Source organism: Sinorhizobium sp. 6-70 (assembly GCF_030124375.1).
GTDB lineage: Bacteria > Pseudomonadota > Alphaproteobacteria > Rhizobiales > Rhizobiaceae > Sinorhizobium.
This window is the reverse complement of the sequence record NZ_JASKLS010000003.1, coordinates 469,936-491,377: the sequence shown is the minus strand read 5'-3', so window position 1 is coordinate 491,377 and position 21,442 is coordinate 469,936. Positions and strand designations below refer to the sequence as shown.

General features: G+C 60.9%; 21 protein-coding genes. 12 read left to right on the top strand and 9 right to left on the bottom strand.

Annotated features, from left to right (window positions below):
* Positions 1–94: 94 nt before the first annotated feature.
* The 5 genes from ytfQ to QN222_RS09415 all read left to right on the top strand — a co-directional run bounded on the left by ytfQ (position 95) and on the right by QN222_RS09415 (position 5,478).
* On the top strand, positions 95–1,057 hold the full coding sequence (ytfQ, locus tag QN222_RS09435; RefSeq protein WP_283962326.1) for a galactofuranose ABC transporter, galactofuranose-binding protein YtfQ: 963 nt from the start codon (positions 95–97) through the stop codon (positions 1,055–1,057).
* Between the two features lie 140 nt (positions 1,058–1,197).
* Positions 1,198–2,715, top strand: coding sequence for a galactofuranose ABC transporter, ATP-binding protein YtfR (ytfR, locus tag QN222_RS09430; RefSeq protein ID WP_283962329.1), 1,518 nt, complete (start codon positions 1,198–1,200; stop codon positions 2,713–2,715).
* A complete protein-coding gene (locus tag QN222_RS09425) occupies positions 2,712–3,737 on the top strand; it encodes an ABC transporter permease (RefSeq protein WP_283962327.1) in 1,026 nt (341 codons plus the stop codon). Before ytfR ends, QN222_RS09425 begins: the two co-directional genes overlap by 4 nt.
* Positions 3,734–4,702: a galactofuranose ABC transporter, permease protein YjfF gene (gene yjfF, locus QN222_RS09420; protein WP_284005383.1), complete on the top strand. Its 969-nt coding sequence runs from the start codon at positions 3,734–3,736 to the stop codon at positions 4,700–4,702. The genes QN222_RS09425 and yjfF overlap by 4 nt, the downstream gene beginning before the upstream one ends.
* Positions 4,703–4,722: 20 nt before the next feature.
* Positions 4,723–5,478, top strand: coding sequence for a FadR/GntR family transcriptional regulator (locus tag QN222_RS09415; protein ID WP_283964161.1), 756 nt, complete (start codon positions 4,723–4,725; stop codon positions 5,476–5,478).
* Positions 5,479–5,635: 157 nt separating this feature from the next.
* On the opposite strand, the gene QN222_RS09410 is transcribed toward QN222_RS09415, so the two are convergent.
* The 6 genes from QN222_RS09410 to QN222_RS09385 form a co-directional block, all read right to left on the bottom strand.
* The gene (locus tag QN222_RS09410; protein WP_283964162.1) at positions 5,636–6,772 is read right to left on the bottom strand and encodes an ABC transporter ATP-binding protein; all 1,137 of its coding nucleotides are present in this window, start codon (positions 6,770–6,772) and stop codon (positions 5,636–5,638) included.
* Positions 6,769–7,596: a carbohydrate ABC transporter permease gene (locus QN222_RS09405; protein ID WP_283964163.1), complete on the bottom strand. Its 828-nt coding sequence runs from the start codon at positions 7,594–7,596 to the stop codon at positions 6,769–6,771. Before QN222_RS09405 ends, QN222_RS09410 begins: the two co-directional genes overlap by 4 nt.
* Positions 7,593–8,495, bottom strand: coding sequence for a sugar ABC transporter permease (locus tag QN222_RS09400; RefSeq protein ID WP_283964164.1), 903 nt, complete (start codon positions 8,493–8,495; stop codon positions 7,593–7,595). The genes QN222_RS09405 and QN222_RS09400 overlap by 4 nt, the downstream gene beginning before the upstream one ends.
* A 126-nt stretch (positions 8,496–8,621) precedes the next feature.
* The gene (locus QN222_RS09395; protein ID WP_283964165.1) at positions 8,622–9,851 is read right to left on the bottom strand and encodes a sugar ABC transporter substrate-binding protein; all 1,230 of its coding nucleotides are present in this window, start codon (positions 9,849–9,851) and stop codon (positions 8,622–8,624) included.
* A 62-nt stretch (positions 9,852–9,913) separates the two neighbouring features.
* Positions 9,914–10,816: a sugar phosphate isomerase/epimerase gene (locus QN222_RS09390; RefSeq protein WP_283964166.1), complete on the bottom strand. Its 903-nt coding sequence runs from the start codon at positions 10,814–10,816 to the stop codon at positions 9,914–9,916.
* A gap of 8 nt (positions 10,817–10,824) precedes the next feature.
* Positions 10,825–11,853, bottom strand: coding sequence for a Gfo/Idh/MocA family oxidoreductase (locus tag QN222_RS09385; protein WP_283964167.1), 1,029 nt, complete (start codon positions 11,851–11,853; stop codon positions 10,825–10,827).
* A gap of 134 nt (positions 11,854–11,987) precedes the next feature.
* Between QN222_RS09385 and QN222_RS09380 the strand changes: the two genes are divergently transcribed.
* From QN222_RS09380 to QN222_RS09365, 4 genes are all read left to right on the top strand, one after another.
* Positions 11,988–13,025: a LacI family DNA-binding transcriptional regulator gene (locus QN222_RS09380; RefSeq protein ID WP_283964189.1), complete on the top strand. Its 1,038-nt coding sequence runs from the start codon at positions 11,988–11,990 to the stop codon at positions 13,023–13,025.
* Positions 13,026–13,198: 173 nt separating this feature from the next.
* Complete coding sequence (locus QN222_RS09375; RefSeq protein WP_283964168.1) at positions 13,199–13,501, top strand: hypothetical protein; 303 nt, start codon at positions 13,199–13,201, stop codon at positions 13,499–13,501.
* Positions 13,502–13,658: 157 nt separating this feature from the next.
* Entirely contained in the window at positions 13,659–14,789 is a 1,131-nt protein-coding gene (locus QN222_RS09370) for a site-2 protease family protein (RefSeq protein WP_283964169.1), read from the top strand.
* A gap of 75 nt (positions 14,790–14,864) precedes the next feature.
* Positions 14,865–15,365, top strand: coding sequence for a DUF1772 domain-containing protein (locus QN222_RS09365; RefSeq protein WP_283964170.1), 501 nt, complete (start codon positions 14,865–14,867; stop codon positions 15,363–15,365).
* A 4-nt stretch (positions 15,366–15,369) separates the two neighbouring features.
* On the opposite strand, the gene QN222_RS09360 is transcribed toward QN222_RS09365, so the two are convergent.
* The gene (locus QN222_RS09360; protein WP_283964171.1) at positions 15,370–15,843 is read right to left on the bottom strand and encodes a DUF1772 domain-containing protein; all 474 of its coding nucleotides are present in this window, start codon (positions 15,841–15,843) and stop codon (positions 15,370–15,372) included.
* A 276-nt stretch (positions 15,844–16,119) separates the two neighbouring features.
* Between QN222_RS09360 and QN222_RS09355 the strand changes: the two genes are divergently transcribed.
* Complete coding sequence (locus QN222_RS09355; RefSeq protein ID WP_283964172.1) at positions 16,120–17,364, top strand: S41 family peptidase; 1,245 nt, start codon at positions 16,120–16,122, stop codon at positions 17,362–17,364.
* Positions 17,365–17,373: 9 nt separating this feature from the next.
* Here the strand turns inward: QN222_RS09355 and QN222_RS09350 are convergent, their stop codons facing one another.
* Positions 17,374–18,372: an ABC transporter permease gene (locus QN222_RS09350; protein ID WP_283964173.1), complete on the bottom strand. Its 999-nt coding sequence runs from the start codon at positions 18,370–18,372 to the stop codon at positions 17,374–17,376.
* A 37-nt stretch (positions 18,373–18,409) separates the two neighbouring features.
* On the bottom strand, positions 18,410–19,150 hold the full coding sequence (locus QN222_RS09345) for an ATP-binding cassette domain-containing protein (RefSeq protein WP_283964174.1): 741 nt from the start codon (positions 19,148–19,150) through the stop codon (positions 18,410–18,412).
* Positions 19,151–19,409: 259 nt separating this feature from the next.
* On the opposite strand from QN222_RS09345, the gene QN222_RS09340 reads away from it, so the two are divergent.
* Together QN222_RS09340 and QN222_RS09335 are read left to right on the top strand one after the other, a co-directional pair.
* Positions 19,410–20,390 (top strand): NAD(P)-dependent oxidoreductase, encoded by a 981-nt coding sequence (locus tag QN222_RS09340; protein ID WP_283964175.1) that lies wholly within the window; start codon positions 19,410–19,412, stop codon positions 20,388–20,390.
* A gap of 48 nt (positions 20,391–20,438) precedes the next feature.
* On the top strand, positions 20,439–21,428 hold the full coding sequence (locus QN222_RS09335; RefSeq protein ID WP_283964176.1) for a sugar-binding protein: 990 nt from the start codon (positions 20,439–20,441) through the stop codon (positions 21,426–21,428).
* Positions 21,429–21,442 lie beyond the last annotated feature (14 nt).

The following is a 21,442-nucleotide window of genomic DNA, read 5'->3' as shown; positions in this document are numbered from 1 at the left end:
CGCTTAATGATCTCAAACGTGAGTTTACAAAAGTAATATTATATGATTTTTTCTCGGCAGCTGCATGGAGAGCAGCTTTCTTTGGGAGGAAATCATGAAATTTGCGAAGGCACTCGCGAGTGCAACGATCCTTGCTGCCTGCACCTTCGGCAGCGCATCGGCCGCGGACCTCGTCGTCGGCTTTTCCCAGATCGGATCGGAATCCGGCTGGCGGGCAGCTGAAACGACGCTGACGAAGCAGCAGGCCGAGCAGCGCGGAATCGACCTCAAATTCGCCGATGCGCAGCAGAAGCAGGAAAACCAGATCAAGGCTATCCGCTCCTTCATCGCGCAGGGCGTGAACGCAATCCTGGTTGCTCCGGTGGTCGCAACCGGCTGGGACGAAGTCCTGCAGGAGGCGAAGGATGCAGAGATTCCTGTCATCCTGCTCGACCGGACCGTGGATGCATCCGACGATCTCTATTTGACCGCCGTGACCTCCGACCTCGTTCACGAAGGCAATGTCGCCGGCAAGTGGCTTGCCGACACGGTTGCCGGCAAGCCCTGCAACGTCGTCGAGCTTCAGGGCACGACCGGTTCGTCTCCGGCGATCGACCGTAAGAAAGGCTTCGAACAGGCTCTCTCCGGTCACGACAACCTGAAGATTATTCGCAGCCAGACCGGCGATTTCACCCGCACCAAGGGCAAGGAAGTCATGGAAAGCTTCCTGAAGGCGGAAGGCGGTGGCAAGAACATCTGCGCGCTCTACGCCCATAACGACGACATGGCCGTCGGCGCGATCCAGGCCATCAAGGAAGCCGGCTTGAAGCCGGGTACGGACATCCTCGTCGTCTCGATCGATGCCGTTCCGGATATCTTCCAGGCCATGGCCGCCGGCGAAGCCAACGCCACGGTCGAACTGACCCCGAACATGGCCGGTCCCGCCTTCGACGCGCTTGCCGCCTACCTGAAGGATAAAAAGGCGCCGGGAAAATGGATCCAGACGGAATCGAAGCTTTATACCCAGGCTGACGATCCGATGAAGGTCTACGAGGAGAAGAAGGGCCTCGGCTACTGATCTCGCTTGCGGCCCGCCCGGCAGAACCGGTGCGGGCCGCTTCTGCCCTTCTGCAAAGAAGGTCCGATCGGAAACGGGAGCAGATGTCCCCAAAGCGCGGCATAGTCGTCTCCGGTCTCGACCTTCCTGAGACGGTATCCATGCAAGCCAGCAGCGACAACATTCTTTCGGCGGTCCGGATCGACAAGGGCTTTCCCGGAACCAAGGCCTTGGACAAGGTCGACTTCCATCTCCAGCGAGGCGAGGTTCACGCGCTTCTCGGAGAGAACGGCGCCGGCAAATCGACGCTCATCAAATGCCTGACCGGTGCCTACCGCCGGGATGGCGGCAGCATCCTGCTCGACGGGGTCGACGTTGACCCGCGCGACACCTTCGACGCCCAGCGAATGGGCATCGGGACCGTCTATCAGGAGGTGAACCTGTTGCCGAACCTCAGCGTCGCCGAGAACCTGTTCCTCGGACGGCAACCACGCCGCTTCGGCATGGTCGACAACCGAGCGATGAACCGCAAGGCACACGAGCTTCTATCGCAATACGAGCTCGAACTCGACGTCACCCGTGCGCTGGCAAGCTATTCGGTCGCCATCCAGCAGGTCGTGGCCATCGCCCGCGCCGTCGACCTTTCGGGCAAGGTGTTGATCCTCGACGAGCCGACTGCGAGCCTCGATGCGCATGAGGTCGCAATGCTCTTTCGCATCGTCAGGCGCCTCAAGGCGCGCGGCCTGGGCATCATCTTCATCACCCACTTCCTCGAGCAGGTCTACGAAATTTCTGACCGCATTACGGTGCTCAGGAACGGGCGGCTTGTCGGAACCCGCAGCACGGCCGACCTCGACCGCCGCGATCTGATCGCGATGATGATCGGCCGAGAACTTGCGGCCGAGATCCGTGCAGTCCAGCCTCACGCCGCGGAAGGCGAGCCACGGTACCGGTTCAGAAACTATGGCCGACGCGGGCGCATCGATCCCTTCGATCTCGACGTCAGGGCGGGAGAGGTCGTCGGTATCGCCGGCCTTCTTGGTTCGGGCCGTACGGAAACGGCGGAAGTCCTCTTCGGCGCCCATCGCGCCGACAGTGGCACCGTGGAAATCGACGGCCGCCGTGTCGAGCTATCGTCGCCTCGCGCCGCCATCCGCCAGAAATTCGGCTTTTGCCCAGAGGACCGCAAGACCGCCGGCATCGTCGGCGATCTTTCTGTGCGCGAAAACATCGTCCTTGCTCTGCAAGCCAGGCGCGGCTGGACGCGACCAATCTCGCGCGCCGAGCAGAACCGGCTGGCCGACCTTTATATCCGGGTCCTGGATATCCGAACGGCCGATAGGGAAAAGCCGATCAAGCTCCTTTCCGGCGGCAACCAGCAGAAAGCCATCCTCGCCCGCTGGCTGGCCACTGAACCCGAATTCCTGATCCTCGACGAACCGACGCGCGGCATCGATGTCGGCGCACATGCCGAGATCGTCAGGCTTATCGAAACGCTGCGTGAGAAAGGCATGTCCCTGATCGTCATTTCATCGGAGATCGAAGAACTGGTCGCCTACAGCACACGGATCATCGTTCTTCGCGACCGCGCCCACGTCGCCGAACTCGGAGGAGAGCGCCTTACCGCCGATCAGATCGTCGAGGCGATTGCCGCGGCCAACGAGCGGAGGGCATCATGACATCGATCCTCCGGACCTATCTCGCCCGTTTGCTGCCGCAACTGATTGCACTTGCCGCTATTCTCATTGCGATTTCAATGACCTTTCCCGGTTTTCTCAACCTGGAAATTCAGAACGGCCGCCTCTACGGCAGCCTGATCGACATCCTCAATCGGGGCGCTCCAGTCGTGCTGCTGGCGATCGGTATGACCGTCGTCATCGCAACCAAGGGCATCGACCTTTCCGTCGGCGCCGTCATGGCGATTTGCGGTGCCGTTGCCGCGTCCTTCATCACCTCCGGCCATTCGCTCCTCGAGACGCTCTTTGTCACGATCGCGGTCGGCATCCTTTGCGGCGTGTGGAACGGCATTCTCGTCGCCGTCCTCGACATTCAGCCGATCATTGCGACGCTTGTGCTGATGGTCGCCGGGCGAGGCATCGCCCAGCTCGTGACCGAGGGCGCAATCCTCACCTTCAATGATCCGGGCCTCATCTTCATCGGCAGCGGTTCCTTTGCCGGCTTGCCGATGCCTGTCGTGGTGTGGCTCGTCTTCGGAATCCTCGTCGCACTGCTCGTGCGGCAGAGCGCGCTCGGCATGCTGATCGAGGCGATCGGCGTCAACCGGCAGGCAAGCACGCTGTCGGGGGTTCTCACCCCGGTACTTCTGATTGCGGCCTATATGCTCTCCGGCCTCAGCGCCGCGATTGCCGGCATCATCGCTGCTGCCGATATCAGAGGGGCCGACGCCAACAATGCCGGGCTCTGGCTGGAGCTTGACGCCATTCTGGCGGTCGTCGTCGGCGGCACTTCCCTTCTCGGCGGCCGTTTCAGCATCGCCGCGTCGGTGCTTGGGGCGATCATCATCCAGGCGATCAACACTGGCATCCTGCTTTCCGGTTTCCCGCCGGAGTTCAACCTCATCATCAAGGCGGCAATCATCGTCTTCATTCTGGTGCTTCAGTCGCCGCGCTTCCGCACCGCCTTTGCCTTCCTCGCTGTCCCGCGGCGAGCAGCCAAAACGACCGAGCAGGAGGCGAAATGAAACAGAAATATCTGCCTCTTACGGCAACAATCTTAATCTTCGTCTTAAGTTATGCGCTCTGTGCCGCCCAATATCCGAACATTCTCTCCACCCGGGTTATCGGCAATCTGTTGACCGACAATGCCTTCCTCGGCATCGCCGCCGTCGGCATGACCTTCGTCATTCTCTCGGGGGGCATCGATCTCTCGGTGGGCTCTATCATCGCCTTCACCGGCGTCTTCCTCGCTGTGGTGCTGGAGCACACCAGCATGCACCCGCTCGTCGCCTTCGCGCTGGTCCTCGCCATAACCACGCTGTTCGGTGCGCTGATGGGGGTGATCATCCATTATCTCGAAATGCCGGCCTTCATCGTGACGCTGGCCGGAATGTTCCTCGCGCGCGGCATGGCCTTCGTGCTGTCGATCGATTCCATCCCGATCAAGCATCCGTTCTACGCAACATTGAAAGGGCTCTATTACAAGCTGCCAGGCGGGGGACGGATCACCCTCATCGGCGGCCTGATGCTGCTGGTCTTCGCCGTCGGCATCCTGATTGCTCACCGGACCCGGTTCGGTACGAACGTCTATGCGCTCGGCGGCGGCACGGCGACGGCAAAGCTCATGGGCGTGCCGGTCGCCAGCACAACGGTCAAGATCTATGCCTTCTCGGGGCTGCTCGCGGGGCTCTCCGGGATCGTCTTCTCGCTTTACACGTCGGCCGGCTATTCGCTCGCCGCAGTCGGTGTTGAGCTTGATGCGATCACCGCAGTCGTCATCGGCGGCACGCTGCTGACCGGTGGATCGGGCTTCGTTGCCGGAACGCTTGTCGGCCTCTTCATCCAGGGCCTCATCCAGACCTACATAACCTTCGACGGATCGCTCTCCAGTTGGTGGACGAAGATCCTGATCGGCGCGCTTCTCTTTGCCTTCATCCTCCTGCAGAAGGGGATCATCCATTTGTCGCGCGATGCCCGACAACGCGCTTGAGTGAGCAGAGGACCCTGTGAATGGCGCCGGAAACCTTCGCCAAACGACCACGAAAGCGCACAAGCCACCAGCTCGTCGTCGACGAGCTGGGCCAGGCGGTGGTCGGCGGCGAATTTGCCGTTGGCGACATACTGCCAGGCGACGTGGAGCTTGCGGCACGTTTCAATGTCTCGCGCACCGTCCTGCGCGAAGCGATGAAGACGCTTGCGGCGAAGGGGCTTGTCTTCCCGCGTGCGCGCATCGGAACGCGCGTCATGCCGCGGACGCATTGGAACCTGTTCGACGGCGATGTCCTCTCCTGGCATTTCAATGTCGGTGTGGACCAGGACTTCCTGCACCACCTGAGCGAGGTGAGACTGGCCCTCGAGCCCTATGCCGCCAGCCTTGCAGCCCGACGGGCGTCCGACGCGGACATCAGCCAGATGATGCGGCTTGCCGTCGCCATGGGCGATGCCGGGCACAGCGCCCAGACGCTGGCGCACGCCGACCTCGAATTCCACCTCCATCTGCTCGAAGCCTCGCTCAACCCCTTCATGCGGACGGTGGGAAGCCTGATCGAAGCAGCCTTGATCGGCGTCTTCAAACTCACGAGCCCAACCCGCGATGATACTGAAATCGACCGCGTTGCGATGGCGCATATCCGCATCGTCGAGGAGATCCAGCGCCGCGACGAGGACGGCGCCCGAAGCGCTATGGAAAACGTGATCCGTGTGGGTCAGGAACGGCTCATGCTTAACCTAACGGAAGGAAAGGCATCTCTCCGGAACGGATCGTAAAAACTCGAAACGTTTAGATGCATTAAATAACAAACGGTTATGCAGTTTCCTTAGACAAGGCGGCCGCGTTCAAACGGCCTCATGCAACGCGCTTTCGGTCTTTGTTTTCGTGCATGTCGCCCAACCAAAACCGCTGCACACTTTTTGGCGACATGTATTAGCTCGCATGACCCGCAAGATGGAGATGGATCGGCGGCTCGATGCCCACGCGACCGTTTTCCGATTCAATTCGCTTGCCCGTCGCGGTGTCAAAAAGATGCAATTGCGCCGGGTCTATCGCAAGGCCGATGATCTCACCGCTTCTTGCCCCGCCGCGCCCGGTCTCCACGATCGTCAATTCCGGCGTGGTCGCCGACGTGATGTAGGTCGCCGAGCCGGTCGACTCGACGATACCGACCGGGACGTCGAAAGCACCCTGCCCTTCGGCAACAACCTTGATGTGCTCTGGCCGTATACCTGCAGTAACGGACGTGCCTGACGCAAGGCGGCTGCCAAGTGCGAGTTTCGCCTGCGTCTTGCCGAAGTCGAGGACGATATGCGTACCATCTTCCGCGACGGTCGCCGATATGAAGTTCATCGCGGGCGAGCCTATGAAGCCCGCAACGAATTTGTTGGCGGGGCGGTCATAAAGATCGAGCGGTCGGCCCTGCTGCTCGATGATGCCGTCGCGCATGACGACGACATGGTCGGCCATGGTCATCGCCTCGATCTGGTCGTGCGTCACGTAGACGGATGTTGCCTTGAGGCGGTCATGCAGCGCGCGGATTTCCTTGCGCATGTGCACGCGAAGAGCCGCGTCGAGATTGGAGAGCGGCTCGTCGAACAGGAACGCTTTCGGGTGGCGGATGATCGCTCGGCTCATCGCGACACGTTGGCGCTGGCCGCCCGAGAGTTCACGCGGGTAGCGCTTCATCAAATGCGAGAGGCCGGTCGTTGCCGCCACTTCTTCCGCCGCCTTGCGCGCCTCGGCCTTCTTCACGCCGCGGATGCGCAGGCTGTAGGTCAGGTTCTCCTCGACTGTCATATGCGGATAGAGCGCGTAGGACTGGAAGACCATCGCGACATCGCGCTTGCGGGGCGGAACATCATTCATAAGCGCGCCGGCGATCTTCATCTGGCCGGTCGAGATCTTCTCAAGACCCGCGAGCGAACGCAGCAAAGTGGACTTGCCGCAGCCGGACGGGCCGACGAGGGCGACGAAGGTCCCCTCCTCTATCGCGAGATTGATGTCCTTCAGCGCGTGAAAGGCACCGTAGAACTTGTTGACGCCGTTGAGTTCGATCTGAAGGGTCATTTGAGGGCTCCCGAAGTGAGGCCGGAAACGATGCGGCGCTGCAAGAGAATGAAGGCTGCCAGAATCGGGGTCACATAGATCGTGGCGTAAGCCATGATGTTGTTCCATTCATTGGTGTTCGGCCCCATGAAAGAATTCAGGCCGACGCTGGCGGGCTGCAGTTCGACGGCCTGGATCATCGATTTCGAATAGACGAACTCGCCGAAGGCCTGCATGAAAATCAGGATTGCGCTTACCAGAATACCGTTGCGCGCCAGCGGCAGGACGATGTTGAAGAAGGCGCCGATGCGCGAATTGCCGTCGACGAGCGCCGCCTCCTCGAGTTCCATCGGCACGCTCATGAAGGTCGCCCGGACGAGCACCACGAAGAACGGCATGCTCTTGGCCGCGATCGCCAGGATGACGGCAAAGCGCGGAGTCTCGAGAAGCCCGAACTGCGAGAAGCCGACGAAGATGGGCGTGATCATCAGCGAGGCCGGCAGCACCTGCAGCATGAGGATAAGGAATAGGCCGATATCGACCCAGACATTGCGATAGCGCGCGAGAACATAGGCGCAGCCGACGCCGAGCACCGAGATCAGCGCCACCGCGCCGAATGCGATGACCAGCGAGTTCCAGAGGTAGCGCCCCATGTTCCGGCTTTGCCAGACGTCCGCGTAGATGCTCCATTGCGGCTCGCTCGGCCAAAACTTCGGTGGCGTCGCGAACATGGCCGAACCGGTCTTCAACGCGGTGATGTACATCCAGTAGAGCGGGAACAGATAGATGGCAGCGAGCACGAGTGCGACGGCCAGCATCAAGCGGTTGCGGACTTGCTCGCTCATCCTCTGACCTCATGACGAGTGGAGCGGACATAGACGACCGAGGCGAACATCACGAAGACGATCATGATCACCGAAATCGTCGCGCCCTTGGCAAAATCGTACTGGCGGAAGGAGAGGTCCCAGGCCCAATATTGCGTGACGTTGGACGTGTTGTTCGGCCCTCCCGATGTGATCGCGGCGAAGAGGTCGAACTGCTGCAGGGTGAAGATCAGTCCGAGTGCGATGATCGCGCCGATCGTCGAACGCATCATCGGCAGTGTAATCGTCCAGAAGCGCTGGGGGGCGTTGGCGCCGTCGAGTTCGGCCGCCTCGTAGAGATCCTTCGGTATACCTGAGAGCCCAACGGAAAGCAGGATCATGTTGAAGGACGTGCCGAGCCAGATGTTGGCGATGATGACGGCCCAGAGGGAATAATTAGGATCGGAACGCCAGAAGATATTGCCGTCGATGACACCCGTTTCCCTCAGGAGGAAATTGAGAACACCGAAGTCGCCGGAAAGGATCCAGTTCCAGATGGCGCCGACGACGAGACCCGGCATCACCCAGGAGACGAGGAAGAGCCCGCGTAGCCATGAGGCGCCAGGAAAATTGGTCCAGAAGAACAGCGCAAGGCCGAAGCCGATCGCGAATTGTCCGGCGATCGAAGCCACCACGAACAGAGCCGTGTTGAAGAGGATCGGCCGGGTTTCAGGCTGGGAGAACAGGTCGACATAGTTACGGAAACCGACGAAGGGTCGCGCGAAGCTGCCGAGACTGAACATGTCGACCTCCTGGAAGCTCATTACGACATTGTAGACGAGCGGCAGGCCGGACATGACGAACAGGAAGGCGAGCGGCAGCACGACGAGGCCGACGTCGAAACCCTTGCCGTCCGTAACACTGGATAGGATTCTCTTCATGGCGATCCCCTTCCCCTGAGGCGATCCCGGCCGAAGCCAAAGATCGCCTCCTCCGGGAGGAAACGAGGGGCGGATGCCGGATCCGCCGGTGAATGCCTACCGCCGCTGCGCGAGCGGCGGCATTTCTCAACCCTGAACCGCCTTGATCTTCTCGGCCGCCTGGTCAAGCGCGTCCTTGGAACTCATCTGACCAGTCAAAGCCGCCTGGATCGCGTCCTGGATTGCTTTGGAGATTTTTGGCCAAGCCGGATGCGGACCGCGGGGTTTGGCGTATTTCAGCTGCTCGACGAAGACCTTTAGCGCCGCATCCTTCAACGGTTCGCCAGTCGGCGGGATGGAGATGTCGGAACGGGCCGGCAATTGCCCGAAGTCCTTGAACATCCGGTTGTCCTGCGAGACGAAATATTCCAGAACCTTGAAGGCTTCCGCCGGGTGCTCGGTGTTGGCAAAAATCGCCCAGTTGAAATCACCCATGGCCGAGGAGCGTTCGGCGCCGGGCTCCGGCACGGGCAACAGGGCGACGCCCCAGTCGAATTTGGCTTCCTTGATCATCCGGTCCAGTTCCCACGGCCCGGAGATCGCCATCGCGGCATTGCCTGAGTTGAAGGTGCCGGTCGAATCCCATTGGCTTCGCGTCAGCGTGTCCGGAGACGCCAACTTCTCGTCTATGATCTTCTTCCAGACATCGAGCGCCTTGACCGCGCCGTCCGAGTTGATCGCATCATAGCTGCCGCCGGCCATCTGCGCCCAGGGCAAAAACTGGAACGTCCCCTCTTCGTTCGCCTTGGCCGAGAAGGTCAGGCCGTAGACGTTCGCGGCCGGGTCCGTCAGCTTGCGCGCCGCCTCTACCAGTTCATCCCAGGTCTGCGGCGGTTTGTTCGGGTCAAGGCCTTTCGCCTTGAACATGTCCTTGTTGTAGTAGAGCGCGATCGTATTGGTCGCCTTGGGAATCCCGTAATATTTTCCTTCCCAGGTCACCGAGGCGAGCGGCCCCGGAAAATAATTCTCGGCTTTGACGACCGACGATTTTGCGATCATGTCGGTGAGGTCGAGGAAAGCGCCGCGCGACGAAAAAAGCGCGTGCTCCGGATTGTCGACCGCAATGATGTCGGGTGCCTGTCCTGTCGAATAGGCGCGCATCGCCTCGCTGACCACGTCGTCGAACTGGATCTGGCGATATTCGACTTTAATTCCTGTGTTCAGTTTATTGAAATCGTTGATCAAGTTTGGCGCCGGCTGAATGTCTCGGTCCAGCGACCAAACACTGATCGTCACATCTTCGGCACTGGCGGCGAATGCCGCTAGCGAAGTGCCAAGGACGACCGTGCCCAGGATAGCAAATCTGCGAATACCCATAGTCTCCTCCTCTCATGGTTGTCCCGCGACCGGCATCCTCCACGCCGGTCGTCGGGCATGTCTCAGACCGGATCGATGACGAAATCGCCGCCCCGGCACGTTTTCAGGTGGTTGAGCGCGTGGACCTGGCCAGTCATTTCAAGCGCATCGCGATAGACCGGGTCGTGCCAGCCTTCGATGTCGATCGAACCGAACCAGCCGGCGAGCCTGAGTTCCGAGATGATGTCCGTCCAATTGCTGTCGCCGAAACCGGGCGTGCGCATGAAGACGAATTTCTCCTTGCCGAAGATGCCGTGCTCGCGGATGACGTCCCAGCGGATCGTCGCATCCTTGCCATGCACATGGAAAATCTTGTGCGCCCATTTGCGAATCTGCGGCAGAGGGTCGATCAGATAGACCATCTGGTGGCAGGGCTCCCATTCGAGGCCGATGTGGTCGTCCGGCGTCTCGTTGAACATCAGTTCCCAGGCGTCAGGATTGTGGGCGATGTTCCAGTCGCCCGTCGCCCAGTTCCCGTCCATGGCGCAGTTTTCGAAGGCGATCTTCACGCCCTTGTCCGCAGCGCGCTGGCCGAGCTCGCGCCAGATCTTCCTGTAGCGCGGCAGGCTGTCGGTCAGCGGGCGATTACGGATGCGGCCGGTGAATCCCGCGACGCAGGTCGCGCCGAAGTGATGCGCGTTGTCGATGCAATCTTTCCAGCCCTGCAGCGTCTGCAGGTCGATGTCGGTCTCCTCCAACGGATTGCCGAACATGCCGAGCGTCGAGATGGTGATGTCGCGATCGCCGATCGCCGCCCTGCAGCGCTTGCCAAGCTCGGCGAGGTCCTGCCCGTTGGTCGTCTGCCAGAAGAAAGGCTCGAAACTTTCGAAGCCCAAGCCGGCAATCTGTCCGATGCGTTTGGCGGCCTCGCCTTTCGTGGCGCTGACCATGGTGCCGATGCGGATGGATTTGGCTGGATTGCTCATCAGATACCTCAAATTGTCACGCGCTGCCGGGAGCGGGCGCTTTCGATCGCCGCAAAAACCATGGCAAGGCTGTTGATGTTGTCGTCACTTGCCGTTTCCGGTTTCTTGCCGGAGCGGATGGCCGCGACGAAATCTGCGATCACGCTGGCGTGGCCATGTGTCTCTGCCTGATCGGCCGGATCCGGGACCTCGATCGCGAGCAGGTCGCGCAGAAAGCCTTCGCTGCCGGCGACCTTGTTGGCCTGGAAGCTCTCGGCCCCATCCCAGAGCAATGTGCCCTCGGTGCCGATGATCCGCCATTGACTTTCCCAACTGGTGTTCGCGCCCTCGGCGCACCACGAGCCGCGATAGGTGAATGTGACGTCGTCCGACAGTTCGAAGATGGCGTTCGCGGCTGCGCCGTGCGCGTACCAGGAGCCGCGCGGATTGCTTTCGTGGCAATAGACCGCGAGCGGCGTCTTGTCGGCGATGAAGCGCGCCGCATCGAAGGTATGGATCGCCATGTCCAAGAGCAGAACGTTGTCCATCTCTTCACGGAAGCCGCCGAAATGCGCGCCGATGAAGAAGTCGCAATGAAGAGCGGTCAGTTTGCCGATCGCGCCACTTTCGACGAAGTGGCGGATACGGCGTACGCCGGAGATAAAGCGGCGGTTCTGGACGACGGCGTGGATCCTGCCGGCCTCACCGGCAAGGCGGATAAGCTCCCTGCCGGCGGCGAGCGAGGTCGCCATTGGTTTCTCGCTGAGCACGTGGCATCCATGCCTCAACCCGACAGCAACCACCTCGTGGCGGGCGGCGGGCACGACGATGTCGAAGAGCAGATCCGGCTTCGTTTCGCTCAACACGGCATCGAGATCGGAACCGACGATCGCGTCCGGGAGATCGAACTCTTTCGCCAGTGCCCGGGCTGCCTCGACGTTCACGTCGACGAGCCCGACGATGCGGATCGATGATTGAAGTTCGCGGTGTGTGACGATCGCCTTCAGCCAACCTTTGGCCATAGCTCCGCACCCGCACAGAACTGCGCGCAAAATCACGTTCCTCCTCCCACAAGTCTACGAAATCGCCTTGTCTTGGCTGCCGTAAACGTTTACGGAACTATGCGGAGTTTCCGAAACATGTCAATAGGGATTCGGAGACCGACCGATGAATGAGGAGGATCACACTCGGGATGAAGGGAATTCGGCGCCTTGCGCAACATCTCGATATTTCCATCGGAACGGTCTCGCGGGCGCTCAACGGCAAGCCTGACGTCAACGAAGAGACCCGCAGGCGCGTGCTTCAGGCTGCGACGGAACTCGGTTACGTTCCGAACCAGTCGGGCCGAAGCCTTCGGCAAGGCACGACCAATATTATCGGCTTCATGATGCAGACGGGCACGGAGATCACCGGCCAGGGCGATATATTCTTCATGAGTGTTTTCGACGGCGTTCAGGCGGTCTTTGCCAGACACAAGCTCGATCTCGTCGCCCTGCTCTGCTCGTCTGAGGAAGATCCGAACGACTACCTGCGCCGCGTCGTGGCGCGCGGCTTCGCCGACGCGCTGATCCTGTCGGCGACCCAGCGAGACGATCCCCGCATCGAATTCCTGGCCGAACGCAACATCCCCTTCGTCACCCTCGGCCGAAGCCTGACGGATGCAGGCCAGCCCTGGCTCGATCTCGATTTCGAGGGCATGGCGCAGGCATCGATCGACCGGCTGGTTGCCCGCGGGCATCGGCGCATCGCTATCACGCGACCGCACGACGACATCAACCTCGGCTACATCTTCGTCGATCGCTGCCGCCGGGCGCTGGCGGCGCACGGCCTAACTTTAGACGAGGATCTTATCTTCCGCTCGACGCCGAACGAAGCGGGCGGCTACCAGATCGCCCGTGACCTTCTCGCGCTCGAGGAACCGCCGACGGCGATCGTGCTGATCAACGAGACGATCGCGATCGGTTTCTACCAGGCGCTCTCCGAAGCGGGCATCAAGCCAGGGCGCGACATCGCCGTGGTCGGGCGCTACAGCCCGCACGCGCATTTCCTCTCGCCGCCGCTCACCTGCTTCCGCCTGTCGCTTCGCGATCTCGGCATCGCGCTCGCAGAAACCCTGCTTTCCGCCATGCCGGCCTTCAAAGATCAATATCCGGACGCCCCTCAGAACCAGGTCTGGCCCATGGAACTTGTCGAGGGCGAGAGCGATGCGTTCCTCGTCCCTCGGCGCTGACTTTCCGCAGACACTCCTACGGCTGGCGTGATTGTCGCCCGAATTTGAACCTGCCGACGGCCGCAAACGGGATCATTTCCCGAACTTCGGCGTTTGAAGCATAGGTCAAATATCGGCTCCGGCCAGTCTCCCAGTCGGAAGTTTGGCGGCCGCCCTCCTGAAAGGAGATCGTAATGCGCGGAATTTTCCTTGTCCTCGGTGTTCTCGGGTTGTCGACGACCGCCTTTGCCCATGACGCCCCTAGCGGATGGAAATACCCGAACTCCTGCTGTTCAAATATGGATTGTCGGCAGGTGACCCAGACGGCAATAAGCGAACGTCCGCAAGGCTATATCATCAAAGCGACCGGCGAAGTCTTACCCTACACCGACGGACGGGTGCGCATTTCGCCGGACGGTTACTACCACTGGTGCTCCGCCGCGGGTGAGGAGCACAGCAAGACAATTTGTCTGTTCGTGCCGCCGCGGGCCTATTGAACATTCTTAAAAACGGCCTGACCGTCGCAATTGGCACTTCGCCATGGCGAAGCCGGGGTGATCGACTATCATGGGGTCGTCGACACCTCGGTCGACGCGTGAGGTTATCGAAGAAGAACGCTGCCTATCGGCAGCCGGACGCGGGAGCGAGACGCGCATGGGTTGGTCTCTCAGGATTGGAACAATCGCTGGCACGGCGATACGGCTGCATGTCACCTTTGCGCTCCTGCTTGTCTGGATATGGCTGATGCATTACCGCATTGGCGGGGCGCCTGCCGCCTGGGAAGGGATCATCTTCATCATTGCCGTCTTCGTCTGCGTCGTGCTGCACGAGTTCGGGCACATCGCCGCGGCGCGCTATTTCGGAATCAACACACCGGATATCACGCTGCTGCCGATCGGCGGCGTGGCCCGCCTCGAGCGCATGCCCGAGGAACCTCGCGAGGAGTTTCTGATCGCCATAGCCGGTCCCCTCGTCAATGTCGTGATCGCCGGGCTCATCTTTCTTGCGCTCGGCGGCTCGGTCGGCATGGAGCAGATGGCCGAGGTCGAGGATCCCGGAAGGAGCTTTCTCGCAAGGCTTGCCGGGGTCAACGTCTTTCTCGTGCTTTTCAATATGATTCCGGCCTTTCCGATGGATGGGGGCCGCGTTCTGCGCGCAGCCCTCGCTTCGCGGCTCACCTGGGCAAGGGCGACGGAGATCGCCGCAGCAATCGGCCAGGGCCTTGCCTTCGTTTTCGGTTTCATCGGCCTGTTCTATAATCCGCTGCTGATCTTCATCGCCATCTTCGTCTATCTGGCCGCGACCGCCGAAGCACAGAATGCGCATATCCGTGCCGTGTCCGGCAGCGTCCTCATCGCCGATGTCATGGTCACCGAATTCGCAAGGCTCGACCGCTCGGCGACGATCGACGAGGCGATCGAGATGCTGCTTGCAACGACGCAACGCGAGTTCCCCGTCGTCGACGCCACCGGCCGCTTCGAGGGGCTGCTGACACGCGACGACATGATCCGGACTCTGAAGGAAAGAGGGGCCGAAACGCCGGTCGTCAGCGCGATGCGCCACGACATCCCGCGTATCCACTACCGCAAGCGCCTCGAAGAGAGTCTGAAACTGATGCAGCAGACAAGTTCTCCCGCCGTTGCGGTGGTCGATGGTGCGGACCATCTTGTCGGTCTCATGACCCATGAGACGATCGGCGAGATGATGATGGTGCGTGCGGCCGCATCGGGCAGCTTCCGTTTCGGCCACCTGCGCCGGGACAAGGGCGAATACACTCATTTTTGAGTCTTTCGGCGGTGAATGCATGGGAACTGAACATGGGGTGAAGCGTTCGACCCTGAAGCGGAAACAGGTTCGACCATGTTCCTTGCCTTGCAGGTTCTGACGATCACCGTCGTGGCTATTGCCATGGCGCTTGCGCTCGCGCATGCGCTCGAATTGCCCGGCAAGCTCAGATTGGCCAGGGAACAGTATTTCGCCATTCAACCGATCTACTATCCCGGCTTCACCATCGGAGGTGCGGCCGAGCCTCTCGGCCTGCTGTTCAGTGCCGTTCTGCTGTTCTTGACGCCTCCCGGCACACTGGCTTTCTGGCTGATAGCCTCGGCCTTCATCGGACTATTGGCCATGCAGGCGATCTACTGGACCCTGACGCATCCCGTGAACAATTTCTGGCTCAAGGATGTCGAATTGAGAGGCGTCAGCGCCGGTTTCTTTTCGCTGGCCGCTGCGCGCGATCCTGCTCATTCCGGCGATCCGGATTGGACCAATCTGCGTGATCAGTGGGAATTCTCACATGTCGCACGGGCGGTGTTTGGCTTGATCAGTTTCATCCTCCTCGTGATGGCTGTCGCGCTCTAGCCAATCACGGCAGTCGCGGCCCCAGCACTGCCGCACCTATCGAAGCGAAGGCCAGGAATTTTAATGCCGCGACCACCATATGTCCCGTTTCCCATTGCAACCGAATCGACGCGAAATCGCTCGGGATGGGACCAGGCGTCCAGCGATCCAACACGGCGTTCACCGGTGCAACGAGTGTGAACCACGCTCCGAGGCCTAGTACCAACAGGCAGGTGCCCGCCAAGGCAAACCAGACGGCGGGGCGCTCACCCGCGAGCAGATAAGTGAGCAACGCCGCCACCAATATTGCCGCGATGTCGATCGGGCCACCGATCTGGGCAAAGAGTTCGAACTGACCGTTGAAGACTGTCGCCTCTCGCCAGAGTTCAGGCGACCATACGATGAGCCGCGGCGGCGCCTCCAGCACATGGGCAAATGACGGGCCGAGACTGAGCGCGGTCAGCAAAAGCGAGGCAAGTGCAGTCAGATATAAGGGCATTGTTCGTCTTCCAGCCATGACAAATCACCGAACATTGCTCGCCTGGACGTTGTTCCCGGCTGCACTCACAAACCACCGGAAGCGCCACGACATCACGGAATGTTGTTTGCCGACGTCGCAATCCAGCCTCGGTTTCACCGATACTACGGCGCCGCACGTCCTGTTGGACGCGCAAAGGACACTGTAGCACGTTGAATTACTGCATGTTTTTTATCCCTAAATCGGCGACGTTCTAGGGAAACATGCAGCAGCCGAAACAGAAACGGAAATCGGCCCATGCGCGCAAGGACGGTCGGCTCCATCCCCCTCATACTTTTGCTATTTTTCACATCCGCGCGAGCCTTCGCCCTCGAGCCGCCCCGATCGGGACAGCCGGTCTTCGACCGGGCGGTCTCGCTCGCGGTCGACAATTTTCATGACGCATCGGCGCTCGACCGGTTCGTCGCGACGGTGCGCCGGGAGATTGACGATGTGCCGCTAACCGCCAAGAGTTCACGGGTTGAGGTCGACAAGGCAATCGATACTGTTCTCGCCAGCCTCGGTGCGTCGCATACCGCCCGCTTCAAACGCGATACGATCGACTATTTCGAGCTCATCGATATATTCCGCTTTGCCGTCCGCAACGACATGCGGCGATTGTTTCCGCCGGATGGGGAAGTGAACTATGCCGGCATCGGCATGGTCACGCAGAGCAATGGCCCGCGGTTCGTCACCGATGTATATGACGGCTCGCCTGCCGACCGCGCGGGAATTCTCGTCGGCGACGAGGTCCTCTCGGTGGATGGCGCCCCCTACAGCGAAGTCGAATCCTTTCGAGACAAGGTCGGGCGAAGCGTCGAAGTTCGGTTGCGGCGTCAGCCGGGCGCTGCACCGATCGCCGTCAAGGCTACTGTCGAGCGACTGAGGCCGCTACGGACATTCGAGCGGGCGATCGAGAGCAGCGTAAAAGTGACGGAGCATGACGGACGGCGGATCGGTTATCTTCGACTGTGGACGCTTTCGACGGAAGATGGGCTGGACATCGTCGCCCGCGAGCTTGCCACCGGGCGCCTCAAGGATGCCGACGGTGTGATCGTCGACCTGCGCGGCCGGTGGGGCGGCGGGCCGGCCGATGCGGCGGAGCTCTTTGTGGGCGACACGCCGACGTTTCGGCTGATCTCCCGAGGGGGAAAAGAGACACTCGCCAACGTGCGCTGGCGCCGGCCCGTGGTGGCGATCATCGACGAGGGTGCCAGGAGTGGATTAGAACTCTTCGCCTACGCCTTGAAACTGAACGGAATTCCGCTCGTCGGCACGCGAACGGCCGGCGCTCTGCTCGCCGGCCGCGCCTATCTGCTGCCTGACGACAGCCTGCTCGAACTGGCAGTCTCGGACGCTGTCATCGACGAGGGACTGCGGCTCGAAGGGCGAGGCGTCGATCCCGACATTCCGGTGCCATTCAGCCTGCCGTATGCGGCAGGAAAGGACCCGCAGTTCGACGCCGCGATCGAGGAGATGCGGCGAATTCTGGTGAAGGGCTGAGACGGATGCTTATTCGCTTTGCCGGAAGTTGCGGATCCGGTCGAATAGAACGGCGAGTACTGTGGCGCCGCCGATGAAAGTGCCCTGCCAAAAGGCGTTGATGCCGAGCAGTCCAAGGCTGTTACGGATCACTTCGATGAGCGCCGCGCCGATCAACGCTCCAGACGCCGTGCCGACGCCGCCGGCAAGATTAGCGCCGCCGATCACCGCCGCGGCAATAACCTGGAGTTCCATTCCCGCGCCGATGTTGGTGGTAACGGCACCGAGCCAGCCGGTCTGAATGATGCCGGCGACCCCGGCCGCGAGCGCGGAGATCATGTAGACGGCAACCTTGATCCTTCTGACCGGAACGCCCGTGAGAGTGGCCGCCTGCTCGTTGCCGCCGATGGCAAATACGTAGCGGCCGAACTTGGTCCAGCGCAGCACGAAACCGGTGAGGAGCGCCAGCGCGACCATGTAGAGCACGGGATTGGCGATGCCGAAGAACCATGCGCCGCCGCCGAGCGCCAGCAACTTGTCATGATCCGGTCCGAACTGAAAAACGACGGTGTTGTTCGACGCCACCATCGCCAGGCTGCGTGCGATCGACAGCATGCCGAGCGTGATCACGAAGGGTGGAAACCCGAGATAGGCGATCATGACCCCGTTGAAGGCGCCGATCAGAAGCGCGGTGCCGATCGAGGCGGCGATGCCGACCTCGATGCTGTAGCCGGCGTGCATGACGACCGCCAGCACCATGCTGCACAGGCAAAGCACGGATCCGACGGAGAGATCGATGCCGCCGGTAATGATGACCAGGGTCATTCCGAGAGCGATGATCGCAACGAACGTCACGTTGCGGGTGATGTTGTAGAGATTCTTCGCTGTGGCGAAGGAGTCGGTAGCGAAAGACAAGAATATGCAGGCGAAGATCACCGCAATCAGCACCCAGAACGTCTGGCTCGCGAGCAACGCCGCCGGCCAGGTTTGCTGCCTGTGTTCTATGGTCCGTTCCAGCGTTGCTGCCATCGTCGACCTTCGTCTCTCTCGCGGCGCTGTAGTGTCATCATACCTGTTCGATCGCGCCGGTAATTAGTCCGGTAACTTCTTCCGGTGAGCTTGCGGCAATCGGCTTGTCTGCAACCTTTCGGCCCCGCCGCATCACGATGACACGGTCGGCGACGTCGAAGACGTCGGGCATGCGGTGGCTGATCAGGATGACCGCAATGCCCCGGTCGCGCAGTTCCCGGATCAGGTTCAAGACTTCCGCCACCTGACGGACCGAGATCGCTGCGGTGGGTTCGTCCATGAGCACGATCTTTGCCTCGGAGAGCATCGTGCGGGCAATTGCCACCGCCTGCCGCTGACCGCCTGACATCTGCTTGACGAGATCACGCGGTCGCGTTTCCGATTTCAGCTCCCTGAAAATTTCGCCGGCACGCTTGTACATTCTCTTGTGGTCGAGAATGCGCAGCGGACCGAGACCGCGCCGCAGTTCGCGTCCGAGGAACACATTTGCCGCGGCCGTCAGGTTGTTGCAGAGCGCCAGATCCTGGTAGACGATCTCGATCCCGTATTTGCGCGCCTCCACGGGTCGATGAAGCACCAGTTCCTCGCCGTCGAGGCGCATGGTGCCGTGGCTTGGCCGAAAGTTGCCAGCTATCATCTTCACCAATGTGGACTTGCCGGCGCCGTTGTCGCCCATCAGGCCCACCACCTGCCCCGCGTCCAGCGCAAGCGAAACGTCGCTGACCGCCTGGATGGCGCCGAAATGTTTGGAAATGTTGGCGAGTTCGAGAACCGCCACGGCCTTCTATCCTCCCGATAGCCTTAGGCTTGCGGCCGCTCCAAACCCTCCACCCTGGATGCGGAGCCGTCGCGATCCCGCTTCTCCGATTTTCTCCCCCAGAGAGCGATTATGCGAATGTACGCAAAACCTTGCGACAGCGTCAATCGATTGTCCTGCGATTCAATCGCCGCACGCGGGCAAGAATCCATTTTGTATTACAAATACTCGTTGACGAGCGAAGCTCGCGGATATTAGCTTTGAAAAGGGGAGCAGGAGCATGCTGATCCTTGTCACCGGTGCAACGGGCAAGGTCGGGCGGCACTTCATTGCTGGGCTGCTTGACGATCCGCGATTTCCCAAGGCGCGCATCCGTGCGCTTTGTCATAATCGTCTGTGTCCGGAAACCGACCGGGTCGAGGTGGCGCGCGGATCGATCGCCGATCGGCGCGTCGTGTCTGAAGCGCTCACCGACATCACCCATGTGGTCCACCTCGCCACCTGCAAGGAAACACCCGACGACGTCATCGATGTCACGGTCAAGGGGCTTTTCTGGCTGCTGGAGGAGTTCCGCGCCAGCGCGACCGCGTCCCAGTTCATCCTCATCGGCGGCGACGCCGGTATCGGCCATTTCTACTACCGCCATGACGGGCCGATTACAGAGAAGGTGCCGCATCAGGCGTATCCCGGGTGCTACGCGTTGTCGAAGGTGCTCGAAGAGGTGATGCTGGAGCAGTTCGGCATTCAGTACGGCCTCAACGGCTGCTGTCTGCGCGCGCCTTGGATCATGGAGAAGGACGACTTCAAGTACACGCTGTCTTTCGGCGATGACGTCTTCGGCGGTCCGGTGTGGAAGAGCCTCGTTCCGCAGGCCGACGCAAAGCGCTACGCCGAAAACGGCACGGTGCCGCTGCTGCGCGATGCCGACGGGCGGCCGCTGAAACGTAATTTCGTGCATGTCGATGATCTGGTCTCCGCCATATTGGCGGCGATCGACAATCCACGCGCGACGCGGCAGCTCTTCAATATCTCAATGGACAGGCCGGTCGACTATGGCGAGGTCGCCGCTTATCTCGCCCGCACCCGCGGCCTCGCTTCTGTCGACATAGCAAGCCAGTTTCACTCGAACTGGATGGACAACAGCAAGGCGAAGTACCTGCTGAACTGGCGACCTGAGTATGACATGGAAAAGCTTATCGACTCGGCTTGGCAGTACGAGCGTTCGGGGGATGATCCGCGCGTCGTCTGGTACCCGGGTTGATTTGTGTGGCGGGCACGTGGGTGCCCGTTTGTTTCAAGGGAGGAAGGAATGAGGAAGGCACTATTGCTTGCCGTTGCCGTCTTGGCACTCAGCGCCGGAACGGCCATGGCCCAGAAGAAACAGCTCGTCATCGTCGTGAAGGGCCTCGACAACCCGTTCTTCGAAGCGATCAACCAGGGTTGCCAGAAGTGGAACAAGGAAAACCCGGATTCGGAATTTGAGTGCTTCTATACCGGACCGGCATCGACATCGGACGAGGCTGGCGAGGCGCAGATCGTCCAGGATATGCTCGGCAAGGCGGAAACGGCCGCTATCGCCATCTCGCCGTCAAACGCGAAACTCATAGCCCAGACGCTGAAGACGGCCAATCCGTCGATTCCGGTTATGACGCTGGATGCGGATCTTGCCGCAGAAGATTCGGCACTGCGCAAAACCTATCTTGGCACCGACAACTACCTGATGGGCGCGCGGATCGCCGAATACATCAAGAAGGCCAAACCCGATGGTGGCAAGATCTGCACGATCGAAGGCAACCCGGGTGCAGACAACATTCTGCGCCGGGCCCAGGGGATGCGCGACACTCTGACCGGCCAAAAGGGCCTGGCAGAGTTGAAGGGTGAAGGCGGCTGGACCGAAGTCGCCGGCTGCCCGGTGTTCACCAATGACGATGGCGCCAAGGGCGTCCAGGCCATGACCGATATCCTTGCGGCCAACCCCGACCTCGATGCCTTCGGCATCATGGGCGGCTGGCCGTTGTTCGGTGCACCGCAGCCTTATCGCGACCTCTTCAAGCCGATGGCCGACAAGATCGCCAAGAACGAGTTCGTCATCGGCGCCGCCGACACCATCGGCGACGAAGTCGCGATCGCGCGCGAGGGCCTCGTAACAGCGCTCGTCGGCCAGCGGCCATTCGAGATGGGTTACAAGGCGCCGGCGGTAATGCTGGACCTGATCGCCGGCAAGCCGGTCGAAGACCCGGTGTTCACCGGTCTCGACGAATGCACCAAGGACACCGTCGACACCTGCATTCAGAAATAACGCATTGCAGCGGA